This is a genomic window from Nonomuraea sp. LPB2021202275-12-8 (assembly GCF_037044575.1).
Lineage (GTDB): Bacteria > Actinomycetota > Actinomycetes > Streptosporangiales > Streptosporangiaceae > Nonomuraea.
This window is the reverse complement of sequence record NZ_JBAHWD010000021.1, coordinates 42,275-55,414: the sequence shown is the minus strand read 5'-3', so window position 1 is coordinate 55,414 and position 13,140 is coordinate 42,275. Positions and strand designations below refer to the sequence as shown.

General features: G+C 69.6%; 12 protein-coding genes. 8 read left to right on the top strand and 4 right to left on the bottom strand.

Features of this window, described 5'->3' with window-relative positions:
- Positions 1 to 345: 345 nt before the first annotated feature.
- Complete coding sequence (locus V5E28_RS31330) at positions 346 to 1,587, bottom strand: MFS transporter (RefSeq protein ID WP_336212260.1); 1,242 nt, start codon at positions 1,585 to 1,587, stop codon at positions 346 to 348.
- 99 nt (positions 1,588 to 1,686) lie between these two features.
- On the opposite strand from V5E28_RS31330, the gene V5E28_RS31325 reads away from it, so the two are divergent.
- Together V5E28_RS31325 and V5E28_RS31320 are read left to right on the top strand one after the other, a co-directional pair.
- Entirely contained in the window at positions 1,687 to 2,772 is a 1,086-nt protein-coding gene (locus tag V5E28_RS31325) for a helix-turn-helix domain-containing protein (RefSeq protein WP_336212259.1), read from the top strand.
- 139 nt (positions 2,773 to 2,911) lie between these two features.
- The gene (locus V5E28_RS31320; protein ID WP_336212258.1) at positions 2,912 to 3,562 is read left to right on the top strand and encodes a TetR/AcrR family transcriptional regulator; all 651 of its coding nucleotides are present in this window, start codon (positions 2,912 to 2,914) and stop codon (positions 3,560 to 3,562) included.
- A gap of 8 nt (positions 3,563 to 3,570) precedes the next feature.
- Here the strand turns inward: V5E28_RS31320 and V5E28_RS31315 are convergent, their stop codons facing one another.
- Together V5E28_RS31315 and V5E28_RS31310 are read right to left on the bottom strand one after the other, a co-directional pair.
- On the bottom strand, positions 3,571 to 4,800 hold the full coding sequence (locus V5E28_RS31315; RefSeq protein WP_336212257.1) for a hypothetical protein: 1,230 nt from the start codon (positions 4,798 to 4,800) through the stop codon (positions 3,571 to 3,573).
- A gap of 13 nt (positions 4,801 to 4,813) precedes the next feature.
- Positions 4,814 to 7,525 (bottom strand): hypothetical protein, encoded by a 2,712-nt coding sequence (locus tag V5E28_RS31310; RefSeq protein WP_336212255.1) that lies wholly within the window; start codon positions 7,523 to 7,525, stop codon positions 4,814 to 4,816.
- 222 nt (positions 7,526 to 7,747) lie between these two features.
- Between V5E28_RS31310 and V5E28_RS31305 the strand changes: the two genes are divergently transcribed.
- From V5E28_RS31305 to V5E28_RS31290, 4 genes are all read left to right on the top strand, one after another.
- Complete coding sequence (locus V5E28_RS31305; protein WP_336212253.1) at positions 7,748 to 8,356, top strand: dihydrofolate reductase family protein; 609 nt, start codon at positions 7,748 to 7,750, stop codon at positions 8,354 to 8,356.
- Positions 8,357 to 8,505: 149 nt separating this feature from the next.
- On the top strand, positions 8,506 to 9,444 hold the full coding sequence (locus tag V5E28_RS31300) for an ABC transporter ATP-binding protein (RefSeq protein ID WP_336212251.1): 939 nt from the start codon (positions 8,506 to 8,508) through the stop codon (positions 9,442 to 9,444).
- Positions 9,441 to 10,196 (top strand): ABC transporter permease, encoded by a 756-nt coding sequence (locus V5E28_RS31295; RefSeq protein ID WP_336212250.1) that lies wholly within the window; start codon positions 9,441 to 9,443, stop codon positions 10,194 to 10,196. Before V5E28_RS31300 ends, V5E28_RS31295 begins: the two co-directional genes overlap by 4 nt.
- Positions 10,189 to 10,986, top strand: a complete 798-nt coding sequence (locus V5E28_RS31290) for an ABC transporter permease (protein ID WP_336212249.1) — start codon at positions 10,189 to 10,191, stop codon at positions 10,984 to 10,986. The genes V5E28_RS31295 and V5E28_RS31290 overlap by 8 nt, the downstream gene beginning before the upstream one ends.
- Positions 10,987 to 11,034: 48 nt before the next feature.
- Here the strand turns inward: V5E28_RS31290 and V5E28_RS31285 are convergent, their stop codons facing one another.
- A complete protein-coding gene (locus V5E28_RS31285) occupies positions 11,035 to 12,030 on the bottom strand; it encodes a helix-turn-helix transcriptional regulator (RefSeq protein ID WP_336212248.1) in 996 nt (331 codons plus the stop codon).
- Between the two features lie 62 nt (positions 12,031 to 12,092).
- Between V5E28_RS31285 and V5E28_RS31280 the strand changes: the two genes are divergently transcribed.
- Positions 12,093 to 12,680 carry a DinB family protein gene (locus V5E28_RS31280; RefSeq protein WP_336212247.1) on the top strand — a complete coding sequence of 196 codons (588 nt, stop codon included), beginning with the start codon at positions 12,093 to 12,095 and terminating at the stop codon, positions 12,678 to 12,680.
- Positions 12,677 to 13,138, top strand: coding sequence for a VOC family protein (locus V5E28_RS31275; RefSeq protein WP_336212245.1), 462 nt, complete (start codon positions 12,677 to 12,679; stop codon positions 13,136 to 13,138). The genes V5E28_RS31280 and V5E28_RS31275 overlap by 4 nt, the downstream gene beginning before the upstream one ends.
- The last annotated feature ends 2 nt before the right edge of the window (positions 13,139 to 13,140 follow it).

Below are 13,140 nucleotides of genomic sequence, written 5' to 3'. Positions count from 1 at the left end.
ACGATCCTGGACGAGGAACGCGACCTCATCGCCGGAAAGCGCGGCGCAACGCGTTCGTCACCCACCGCCGCCCAGGGCCGGGCAAGGTCGCCAGCCCCGCGACGCGTGCCCGGACACCGGCCTGGCTCGTCTCTCCTACGGGCAGGCCCGCGCCCTGCCCGACGAGCACACCGCCCTGAGCGGACCGGGCACGGGCTGGGACCTGCACGAGTACCGCCACTCCGCCTTGACCCATCTCGGCGAACAGAGCGCCTCGCTGTTGATGCTGATGGCGAAGTCCCGGCACAAGAAGCCGGAGAACGTCCGCCGCTACTTCAAGCCGTCCCCCGGAGGCGATCGCCGAACTCACGAGCCTGCTCGCGCCCGGCGGCGGCAACCGCTGAGCCGCGTTCCTTGATCCTTCTCGGTGGCGACGGCGGAGGCGGAGAGGAGCGTCGCACCAGCGAGGCTGCCCCACAGGGCGGCCGAACCGTGGGGTGCGAGAGCGGTGATGACCGCCGGGGAGACGGCGAGACCGAAGCCCGTGGAGAGCTGGAAGCGGGCGAGGGCGCGTCCCAGGACATGCGCCGGGGCGAGCGCGGTGACGAGCGCGGTGGCGCTGCCGGCATAGATGATCTCGCCGAGGGTGCAGACCACGGACACCATGGCGACGGCCGGGGCCCCCCAGCCGTGTCCCACGGAGGTGACCGCGAGGAAGCCGAGGTAGGACGAGGCGAGCACCACGCCGGAGAGAGCCAGCACAGACCGGCGGGGAAAGCGGGACAGCAGGACGGTGACCGGAACCTGCAGAGTGACCACCAGCACCGTGTTGGCCACGAAGATGGCTGCCACCCACACCGGGGAGGCGTGCATCTGTGTCACCAGGACCAGAGGGAGCGCGATTTCGGGGACGTTGAGGCAGAAAACGTAGATCACGTTGGCGGCCAGCAGCGCGCGCATCCGGGGTGCGGGCTCGTCGTCCCTGTCCTTGGCCGCGGCAGCGGCCGGATGAGCGTGCACGTGGACCGACCATGCCAAGGCCGCCGCGGCGAGGTAGGCGAGCCCGGTGACGGCTGCCAGCGCCTGCAGTGCGGTGGTGCCGCCGGCCAGGCATGCGGTGGCGAGGAGGGCGCCCGTGCCCAGGCCGGCGTTGCGCAGGGCGCGGCCTGCCGCGAGGGCGGCGTCGCGTTCGCGGCCGTGGGCGACCGTGGCCACGAGGGCGGCGTGGGCGGCCGGCCATGCCTGGTTGCCGATGCCGAGGAAGAGTGCCGCCGTCGTGAACAGCCAGACGTTCCCCGTCGGGGTGGCCAGCAGCAGCGCCACGCCCAGCACCCGTACCAGCATCGACGCTGCCACGACCGTGCTGCGTGCGCCCCGGTCCAGCCATCGGCCGACCGCGGGCATGCACACCAGACCCACGACGGCGCCGACCGTCATGGCGATGCCGGTGGCCGGCGCGGACAGCCTCAGCACCATCACCCCGTACAGCAGCAGAAAGGGCCGCAGCAGGCCGGTGCCGAGCGCGTCCACGGCCAGGGCGACGGCATAGCGGGGGCCTCCGGAGGCACGGACGAGGGAGCGCGGCCGGATCTTGGTGGTGGTTGCCATGGCGTCAACGATGCGTTCGACCGCCGGGCCGACTGTGTCGATTGACGGACACCGTCAACCGACGCGGTCGTCGGCCATCCGACCAGCGATGATGAGGGGATGACGTTGAGGATCGACATCGGCGGCCTGCCGTCCGGGCGACTGCGGTTCGCTGCCTCCCCGCTGGCCGAGCTGACCGCGATGCTGCACGTGCTGGCCGAACCCGGGCATCACCCGCAGCTCGCCGGCTGGGCCGGGAACGTCTGGGCTGGGCTGCGGCCGGAGCTGGCCGAGCGGTTGCGGGAGGCGGAGTTCCTCTGGCGTTCCTCACGAGCCGACTTTCTGGTCCCCGCTCGTCCTCGGCCGACCCTCGCCGAGGAGCTGGACGATGTAGACCGGATCGACGACGAAACCTATGTGACCGCCGCGCTCGTCACCACGTGCGGCAGCAACCGGGTCCACTTCGCCGCGCCGTCACCGCTCACCGACGCGACGGCGCGCGAGCGGGCCCTGGACCTGGCCCAGGCCCGCGGCGCGCTTCAGGAGGCCTTCGCGGAACGGCTGCTCGCGGACCCGGCCGCCGTGCGGGCACGGGTGCGTCACACCCTCGAACAGTGCGCCGAGGCCTTCTTCGACACCGCCTGGACGGGCGTCGCCGTGCAACTCGCCACCGACCTGCGCCTGAAGAACGACCTGCTGAAGCGCCAGGGCATCGGGGCGGCACTCGCGTCGGTCTCCGGCGCCGTCACCCTGGCGCCGGACGGCAACTGCATCATCGTGGACAAGCTGCAGGACAATGCGACCGCCGCCCACGGTACCGGGGTCACCTTCCTCCCCAGCGTCTTCGGCCGCCCGCACCTGGTGGTGATCCACGCGCCCGGGTGGCAGCCGGTGGTGCAGTACCCCGTGGCCGAGGCAACTCCATCGAAGCCGGTATCGCTGGAAACGGTCACGCTACGGCTGGAGGCACTCGCGCATCCGGTACGACTGCGGCTGCTGCGCACCCTCGCCCGCGGTCCGCACACCACCGGTGAGCTGGCCCACGCCTGGGAACTTTCAGCCCCGGAGGTTTCCCGCCACCTCGCTGTCCTGCGCCGCGCGGGCCTGCTCACGGCCAGGCGGCACGGTCGTTACGTCCGTTACACCCTCAATCTCCCCGATCTGACGGCGCTGGGCGCCGACCTGCTGACGGCCGTACTGCGCTGAGTAGCTTCGGTCTGCCAGAACGCGGGCGACCGCCGCCTTCGCAACATCGTCCGACTCGGCAGGCCGCCGAGCAGTACCGGCGCGACCTTGACCGTTTCTCGCAGGTACGCGGCAAAAGGAACGGCGACGCGAACGTACGTTGCTTTTATGGCTTCCCCGGACGATCAGCAGGCCTGAGCACATCATCGAGGTCGCGGCCCGGCTGCTTGCCGCGCTCGGCTACGACGCCACCTCGACCAAGCAGATCGCCGAAGCGGCCGGAGTGGAGCCCTCCGTCATCGACGAGCTCTTCGGCGGCAGGCAGGAGCTCTACGTCGTCGTCATGGAGCGCGCCTTCGAGCAGGAACGCCTCGCCCTGGAGTCGCTGCTCGGGGATCTGCGCTGCGTCGACGCCGAGGACTGCGCGCGGGCGATCCACCTCCTGATGGACGGCCATCTCGACTTCGTCGCGGCCAACTCCTACATCCACGCGCTGTGGACACACCGGTGGCTGTCGGACGCCATGGACGTGGCCGAGATCGAGAAGCGCTACTCCCTGCCCCTCCTGCACATGATCCTGGACGTGTTCCAGTCCGCGATAGACGCCGGACATCTGAGCCCGGACGCGGACCTGGAGTACATCCTCTACATGTCCACCTGGTGCATCCACGGCTTCGCGCTGGGCGGCGTGCCGGACGAGCACGGCAACCTCCGCAATTTCACCGATGAGCGGGAGTGGCGACGCTTCCGGCTGCGGCTGCACCAGATGGTCCACCGCACCCTCATGCTCCCCGGCGAATACTCCCCCTGAGGAAGCGGTCAGAGGAAGGGGCTGCGGGCGGCGGCGTGGGTGAGGCAGAGGGCCGGTATCCAATGGTGCACGTTGTCGAATCCGACCCGGGCGCAGGGGCAGTTGGGCACCTTGGTCCCGAGGGTCTTGCAGGTGCGGCTCCAGACGTTGTCCGCGGGCGTGTAGGGCAGGTAGGACAGCGAGATGTCGCCCGCCGCGTTGTCACCGTCGAACGGCACGTCCTTGGTGACGACACGCCTGCCCAGCAACCGCTCGTACGCCGTGCCGTAGACGGCGTGCGTGTAGGCGCGGATGACACCGGCCGGCACCGCCGCCTTCCACGCCCGGCACTGGTCCAGGATGGCGGTGCCGGCCCACTCCTGCTCCGGCGGGGCGAGCACGTACGTCTCCTTGACCTTCTCCGCCATCGCCCGGTCGGCGGCGGCCGCACCCTTCGCCAGGTTGTGTTTGAAGAAGTCGGCGAGGATCAGGTTGCCGTTGCTGAAGCCCGCCAGGGCCACGTGCGCGGGCTCCCCGGCGGCCTCCGGCGTGATGGCCGCCTGGAGGGACGACAGCAGCCTGGACATGGCCTCTCCCGACAGCAGCGCGTAGCGGCCGGGATCGCGCGCCAGCGTGTCGACGGGCATCTGGGGGATCACCAGGACGAACTTCTTGTTCGCGCGGGTGAGCTGGTAGGGCAGTCCCCATGCGGTCCACGACGTGCAGATGGGCACGGTGTGCAGCCCGAACCACCGCCAGAACTGCAGGTAGAGCCAGTCCCACCCCCACGGCGGCCGGAAGTGGCGGTAGGAGGAGTCGGTGGGATTCTGCATCGGCGTGTTCTGGAACAGCACGAGAAACGACGGCGGCCGGTCGGTCGGGATGTCCTTGGGGATGGCGACCGCGGTCGCCATCGGCCACAGGTCGGAGCCGAAGTCGGTGCTGAAGATCTTCACTGTGTAGCCCGAGGGCGCGGGCTTGCCGATCGTGATGTTGAGCTCCCGTTTGCCGGCCGCACCGATGAGCAGCGGTGACTGCGCGAAGATCCAGTCCTCGAAGTGAATCGGATCCCACCCGGTCAGCCTCGGGAAGTAGGACGGCACGGTCGCGGTGCGCCTGGTCCCGGCCATGCACGCCTTGGTGTCACTGAGGCACAGGGCGCTGGGCTCCGGGGGCACGGCCGACCCGTCCGGGACGGCCTTGAGGCGCCGCCACGACTCGTCCGTCCGGTCGATCAGCGTCAGCGTCTTGCGGCTCACGACCGGGCGCCCCTCACAGCTGCTGACCGGTCTTCGGGTCGTACCGGACCGCCACGGCCACCACCTGGTCCGTCGGCAGGACCTCGATCCACTGGTCGAAGACCTGATAGGGCTCGGCCGGGCGGAAGCCGCCTTCGAGCGGGTCGAAGCCGGTCTCGAACACCTCCTCCGCCGCCAGGACGTTGGCCACGTCCGTGTTGCCCTGCTGGACCTGGGCGGCGAGTTTCTCCAGCACCTGGCCAACGTTGAGGCCCTGGTAGTCGGGCGGGTCACCCTCCTGGAACGGGTAGGGCTGTTCGAAGACCGCCTCACCCTCGATCGTCCTGAGCAACTTGAGGGCGCGCAGCTCGTGGCCGGGCCGGATCGGCAGCACGGCCTTGGCCCAGGCGGCGTTGAGGAACTCGTTGCGCCGCTCGTCACCGTCGATCTGGATCAGCCAGCTGAGTGAGCTGCCCAGGGGCGCCGGCTGGGTGTTCTCGGTGATCAGGTAGTTGATCCGCCATTCGGGGGTGACCTGCCCTTGCGGATCGATCGCGTTGTTCCTGTCGGTGTGGGAGTACCAGCTCGCCACCGTGTCGCCCGACCCCAGCCCCGCCTGGCCGCCTTCGAGCGCCGGCACCGGATAGCGGCCGACGCTGGACTGGGTGGGCTCCGGCGGGGCTGGAGGCGGCGGGGGCGGGGTGGTGGGAGGTGTGCTCGGCCGCCAGAAGTCGGGGGCGACGAAGTACAGCATCTCGTCCACGTCGAACATCTGCTGGATGAGCTCCGCGCCGAGGTGCGGATCGTTTCCGAGGTCGATCCTGTAGAGCAGGTTTCTGAAGACGGTCTGGCGCTCCTCGCTCCGCAGGTCCTCAGGTGGGCGAGCCTGCATCCTGCTGACCTTCTCCAGGCGCAGCCGCACCGCGTTGGCGTAGGCCTCGTACTGCAGCCTGGCGACCTGTTTGGCGTAGGCGGCCCGCGCCTCGGCGTTGGCGGCGTTGATCGCGTCCTTGGCGCCGGCCGTGGGCGTGTAGACGATCGAGGCGTCGAAGAGCAGGGCCTTCTTGCCCTGGAAGTTGGCGTGGGTCAGCCGCAGGCCGAGGGTGTTCCTCGTCGGGTCGGGGTTGGCGACCATCCCGAGGTCGGTGGGGTCGGTGGTGAACTGGACCTGGGCCCCTCGGAAGTCGATGGAGGCGATCCTGCTGACCTCGAAGCCGGCCGGCGGGGGCGGCAGCGGGAGGTCGAACCTGAACTGGATGATGTTGTTCGTGCCGACGTCGGGCTTGTGGATGCCGTGGTCGCGGTTCTCGTCGGAGAGCTTGTAAGTGTTCTCGGCCTCGTCGTCGGCCCCCTGGTGCAGGACGAACGGCAGCGAAAGCGGATAGGTCACCTTCTGGTCCTGCGGAACAGGCTGGATCTCGGGCTTGGGAACCCCGGTCAGGTCGGGGGCGGCGACGACGTCGACCATGTCGCCCAGGCCGAGGTGGCGGCCCGGCTTGTCGATGTAGATCTGCCAGGCCAGCCGCGCGCCGATGTGCTGGAGCTGCACGCCGACCTTGCGCATCTTGCGCCGCAGCTCATAGTTGACGAGCTCGCTGGTGGTGTTCTGCACGACGTAGCGGCGGCTGGACGTGTCGGTGGTCTCGGTCACCGTCTTGAACGTCGTCTTGAAGTTGCGTTTGATCTCGCTGGTGACCTTGGAGCTCTGGGCGCGGGTGTGCTTGTGAGTCTCCTCCGATGAGCGCTTCACCGTGCTCTGGACGCTGAAGCTGGCGCTGGCGTCGGCGTGGTAGATGGGGGCGTTGACGCCGCCGGTCGCGCTGATCCCGAGCTTGGTGTCGTTGGCGTTCTCCTCCTTGACGGCGTCGGCGACGTCCTCCTGCCGGGTCAGGCTCTCCTCGATCTTGCGGGAGGTCTCCTCCGCCACCTCGGCGGTCCGCTCCACCAGGGTGCGGCGCGTGCTGCTCTCCACCACCTCGACCGTGCCGCCGGGGCTGATCCACAGGTGACCCGCCGGGGCGCCCAGGAATGTGTCGAACTCGAAGAAGTACTGCCGGAAGAGATTGACCAGCCCCACCGGCGACAGCACCCCTTGCGCGACATCCGCCAGCCGCTCGGCCAGCGCCGCGAGCGCCCTGTCGTCCAGCGTGCGGGCGGCGGGCCCGAAGAACGCCTCACGGGTGAGCCCTTCGGCGCCGCCGAGTGCCCACAACGTGTTCTGTGCGCCCAGCCAGTTGGCCAGCGGCTGGTAGACGCCGAACAGCTCGCTCGCGTAGGGCAGCGCGCCCACGAAGTCGGTCACCGGGCGGCCGTTGAACACCGGCCGCCCGGTGATCGGCGCCGGCAGGGTCTGCCCGGGGGCCTGCGGGCCGCCAGTGGCGGTGGCGAAGGGCAGGGACAGCACCGGCTGGCCGGACTGCGCCCTGACCAGCAGGATCTCGGCGGTGGACTCGGCGGCGGGAGCGACGAACGAGATGGTGAAGGCGCCCGCCGGACCGGTGACGCGGCCGACGTACTGGCGGGTCGAGGCGGGGTCGCGCAGCAGGAAGGTGCCGGCGAGCTCCGGAACGGAGGGGAAGAGGGCCGGATCCCGCACGTCCACGTCGCGGGGCAGGCCGAGGGCGATCCGCTGGCCCGCGGGGATCTCGCCGGGCGGGCTCGGGGTGATCCGGTAAGACCAGAGCTGGAACCCTGTGTCCCCCGTGGGAAGCGCCGTCTTGCCGGTGAATGTTACGACGATCGCCATGGGGGGCCTCCCTGGACACGCGCCAGCACAGGATCCAACCATACACTGAGTAATTAATCTCTACCTGTGCGTAGTTGGCAAAGAATTTGCCGAGCGGGACGCCGGCGTGCCCACGTAAGGATGGCCTTAAGGATTCCGTAACCGGGGTTCGACAGTCTGAAGGCACACGAAGAACAGCGGGACCGGACGCAACCGGTCATCCCACATCACGAGGAGTGCCTCATGGCAAGCAAGCTGGTCATCTCGACCTTCCTGTCGCTCGACGGCATCATGCAGGCTCCCGGCGGGCCCGGCGAGGACGACACCAACGACTTCCAGCACGGCGGATGGCTGGCCCCGCACGTGGACGAGGGGTTCGGCGCGATCATGGGCGACGTGTTCGACCGCGCGGACGGCCTCCTCCTGGGCCGCAGGTCGTACGACATCCTCTCGTCGCACTGGCCCAGCGTGCCCGACGAGGAGGGCGGCGCCAAGATCAACAGCATGCCGAAGTACGTCACGACGCGCACTCCGATGAACGCCGAGTGGCGCAACACCCAGGTCCTGGTGGGCGATGCCGCTCAGACGATCGCCGACCTCAAGCGCAGCACCGACGGCGAGATCCTCGTCCAGGGCAGCAGCGACCTCATCCGTACGCTGCAGCAGGCCGAGCTGGTCGACGAGTACCGCCTGCTGATCTTCCCCGTGGTCCTCGGCGAGGGCAAGCGGCTGTTCGCGGAGGGGACCATGCCGGCCGGGCTGAAGTTCACGGGGTCGTCCTCCACCGACGCCGGCGTCGTGTACGTCACCTACGAGTGGGCGGGCAAGCCCGTTCTCGGTTCGGTGGTTTGACGCCCCTCTCCTGGCCTCGTGGATCGCGGCGAAGTCGCTGCCGTCCCGGCCGATGCCGAGTGACTCCGAGGCGACCCGGCGCGCAGCGCTCGGCCTGACGGTCACGAAAAGAACTTGCATGGCATGTGCCTCGCGGAAAAGATTTCTGCATGATCCGGGTCGAGGGCTTAACCAAGGTCTTCCGCCGGCCGCGCACCTTCTCCGGTCCCTTCGGGGCGTTACGCACGCTGGTCACCCGCCGGCACGAGGAGAAGACCGCCGTCGACGACGTCAGCTTCGAGGTCGACGAGGGCGAGGTCATCGGCTACCTCGGGCCTAACGGCGCCGGCAAGTCCACCACCATCAAGATCCTCACCGGCATCCTCACGCCGACGAGCGGCACCGTGGAGGTCAACGGGCTGGTGCCCTGGCGCGAGCGCTCGGCCAACGCGCGCAACGTCGGCGTGGTGTTCGGCCAGCGCAGCCAGCTGTGGTGGGACCTGCCGCTGATCGAGTCCTTACGGCTGGTGGGCTCGCTGTACGACGTTCCCGCCGCGCGCTTCGAGACGTCGCTGAAGAAGCTGCGCGACCTGCTCGGGCTCGGCGAGTTCCTCGACACCCCGGTGCGCCAGCTCAGCCTGGGCCAGCGGATGCGCGGCGACCTGGCCGCGGCCGTGCTGTACGAACCGCCTCTCCTCTACCTCGACGAGCCGACCGTCGGGCTGGACGTGCTGGCCAAGGAGGCGGTGCGCGAGTTCATCATGGAGACCAACAGCGCCGGGCGCACCACCGTCATCCTGACTACGCACGATCTGGCCGACGTCGAGGCGCTGTGCAAGCGGATCATCCTCATCGACCACGGCAAGGTGCTCTTCGACGGCGCCATCGACGCGCTGGTCGACCAGCCCAGGCGGCTGGTGGTCCTGCTGGAGTCCGCACCGGAGGAGGTGCGCGGCGTCACGCGGGACGCCGAAGGACGCCACGTCTTCGACATCCGCGAGGATCTGCCGGGCATGATCGCCTCGATCGCCGCCGAACACACCATCCGCGATCTGTCGATCGAGGAACCGGACCTGGAGAGCGTGATCAAGAGGATCTACGCTCGATGACGCGGATCGGCTTCCGCCTCGCCCTGGCCTACCGCAGCAACATCATCATGACCTGCGTCACGCTGGTCGCCCAGGTCTTCCTGCTGCGCATGATCTGGACCTCGGTGTACGGCTCGCGCCCCACGGCCGCCGGGCTCACGCTGGACGCGCTGCTGGCCTACCTCACCCTGGCCAACCTGCAGGCCTTCGCCACCCACACCGTCGTCGCCCGCACCATCCACGACCGCATCCGCACCGGCACGGTTTTCTTCGACCTGGCCCGGCCGGTCGGCTATCTCAGGCAGATGGCCGCCTTCCAGGTCGGCAACACCGGGGGCGGGCTGCTGCTGATCGCCCCGGTCATCCCCGTGGTCCTGCTGGTCGGCTCGATCACCGAGCCGGTCAACGCGGCCGGCTATGTGATCACCCTGCTGCTCGGGTACGTGATCGCCCTGCAACTGGCGTTGCTGATCAGCCTGGTCGGCTTCTGGACGATGGAGACCGGGGCCATCTCGCTGCTCTACCGGCTGGTCAGCCAGTTCTTCGCCGGGACGATGGTGCCGCTCGCCTTCTTCCCCGGCTTACTGGGCGTGGTGGCCGAGATCCTCCCCTTCAAGTACATGGGTTACGTTCCCGCGGCCATCTACGTCGGCCACATCTCCGATCTTTCAGGTCCTGTCCTGGTCGAGATCGCCTGGATCGCGGGGCTGTCCGGCTTGCTCGCGCTCACCTGGTCCCGGGCCCGTCGAAGGGTGGTGATCCAGGGTGGATGAGATCCTCCGTTCGCTGCGCCTGTACTTCCTGCTCCAGCGCGCCTCCGCCCGCGGCGCCATGCAGTACCGCATGAACACCGTGATCGGCATCCTCAGCGGCGCGCTCTGGCAGGGCACCGGGTTCGCCTTCATCTGGGTGGTGATGCACACCTTCCCCTCGCTGGCGGGCTGGGGACTGGCGGAGATCGCCTTCCTGTACGGCATGCGGCTGACGGCCCACGCCCTGGCGATGATCCCCCTGATGAGCGTGAACGACATCCAATGGGTGGTGCGCAACGGCGAGTTCGACCGCTTCCTGCTGCGCCCGCTCAACCCTCTCGTCCAGCTCATGGGCAACAGGGTGGGCATCGGCCAGTTCGGCGACCTGCTCGTGGGTGTGGCACTGCTCGTTTTCGCCGGGCAGAACGCGCACATCCAGTGGAACGCCTGGCTGTTCGCCTTCTGCTTCGTGGCCATCGTCGGCGGAGCCCTCATCGAGGCCGCCTTCTTCCTCGGGCTCTGCTCGCTGTCGCTGCGCATGGTCGACACCTTCGCCCTGCGGCTCTTCGTCGACGACGTCTTCAGCAAGTTCGGCTCCTACCCGATGAAGATCTTCGGCGGCGTGACCGAGTGGCTGCTCACCTTCGTGCTGCCGGTCGCCTTCGTGGCCTACCTGCCTTCCAGCGTCGTCCTGGGCAAGCTCGACAACCCCTGGGCGTTGGCCGCGCCGCTGCTGGGAGTGGTCCTGGTCTCGCTGGCCTACCTCATCTGGCGACGTCAGCTCGACCACTACCAGAGCGTCGGTCACTGAGCCGTCACGGGGACGAGTCAGCGAAAGCACTCCTCGGCTCCGGCGTGCTCATGACCCGTCCGTGTCCGGCACCGGTGAGACCGTCGCACCGGCCGACAGCAGTCTCTCCGCCAGCACGCGGCAGCGCTCCCGGAGCTCCGGAGGGTCGACCACCTCGAAGTCGTGTCCCAGCAGGAGCACGTGCATGAGCACGAAGTCGAGGCTGCCGGCGCCACTGAGCACCTCGCAGAGCGCGCTCCCCCGCGGTCGTACGACGGCCGCCGACGCCGGAATCTGCGCGCGCACCGTGCCGGCCGGCGCGTGCACGAGGAAGCGCGCCTGGTGCGGGTAGGCCCGGCTCGCCACCCCCTCCTGCACGTACGCCGCCGCGTCGTGGGCCGCGCGCGGGCGGAAGCGCCAGGTTCGTGCGGACACATCGGTCATCCGGTCCACGCGGAAGTTGCGCCAGTCGTCGCGATCGAGGTCGTAGGCGAGGAGGTACCAGCGCCGGTCGGAGGCGACCAGGCGGTAGGGCTCGACCCGCCGCCGCACCTCGCTCCCGGACGGGTAGGCGAAGCCGGCCTCGACCTCGTCGCGGCAGGCTCTGGCCAACGTCATGAGCACCCCGGGGTCGACCGGCGTGCGGCCTCCGCCGAAGGACTCCACCGAGCCGGAGAGCGCACGCACCTCGTCCCGCAACCGCGTGGGCAGCACCCGGTCCAGCTTGGTCAGCGCCCGGAGCGCGGCGTCTCCTGCGCCGACGACCGCGCCACCCGCGCCGGCGAGCAGCGAGACGACGGTGGCGATCGTCTCCTCGTCGTCGAGGAGCAGCGGCGGCAGATCCTGCCCCGGACCGAGCCGGTAGCCGCCGCCGACCCCCTGGCCGGCATGCACCGGATAGCCGAGCGCGCGCAGCCGCTCGACGTCACGCCGAATGGTGCGCGGCGTGACCCCGAGCCGGTCGGCGAGCTCGGGGCCGGTCCAGACCTGGCGCTGCTGCAGCAGCCCGAGCAGGGTGAGCACCCGCTCCGTCGTGCCCCGCTCGTCACCGCTCGCCGCGTCCACGACATCCAGCCTGCCAGAGATAGCGGACCGATCCTGTCCGCCAGGAGTGTCAGAGTGACTCCATGGACACAGACGAACTCGACTGGAACCGGACGCTGCGCGAGCAGTGGGAGTTCCACTGGAACCATCAGCTCCGAGCCCGGCTCGAGGGCCTCACCGACGACGAGTACTTCTGGTCGCCGGTGCCGGACGCCTGGAGCGTGCGGCCGCGCGGCAGCTCGACGGCGCCCGTGCAGGCCGGTGCCGGGAACTTCACGGTGGACTTCGCCTTTCCCCAGCCGGTCCCCGCGGCCTTCACCACGATCGCCTGGCGACTCGGTCACGTCATCGTCGGCGTGCTCGCCGCGCGCAACGCGGCGCACTTCGGCGCGCCGGCCGCGTCGTACGAGACCTGGGAGTACGCCGGCAGCGCGGCCGGCGCGCTCGACCAGCTCGACGCCCAGCTCGACGTCTGGCTGGCCGGGCTGCGCGGCCTCGGCGAGGCCGGGCTCCGGGTCCCGGTCGGCGAGAAGGAGCCCTACCCCGAGGCGCCCATGGCCGATCTGGTGCTGCACATCCACCGTGAGCTGATCCACCACCTGTCCGAGGTCTGCCTGCTGCGCGACCTCTACCTGCACACGAATCCCGCTACGAAGGGCGCAACCCGATGAGCCGCCACATCCAGGTCACCTTCGACGCCCACGACCCGCGCGCGCTGTCCACCTTCTGGCGCGACGTACTGGGCTATGTCCACCCCGGCCCGCCCGGAGTCGACCTGCCCGAGGACGCCGACCCACTGGCCGCGTGGGACGACTTCCTCACGCGGGTCGGCGTCCCGGAGGAGGAGCGCGGCACGAGATCGGCCATCGAGGACCCGGACGGGAACGGCCCACGGCTGTTCTTCCAGCAGGTGCCGGAGGACAAGGTCGCCAAGAACCGCGTCCACCTCGACGTCCGTGCGGCTCCCGGGCTGGAGGGAGAGGAGCGGATGGCGGCGCTGGAGGCCGAGTGCGACCGGCTCGTCGCGCTGGGAGCGACGCGGGTACGTCGCGACGAGCCCGCTCCCCCGCTGAGCGCCGGCTTCATCGTGATGGCCGACCCCGAGGGCAACGAGTTCTGCCTGGATTAGGA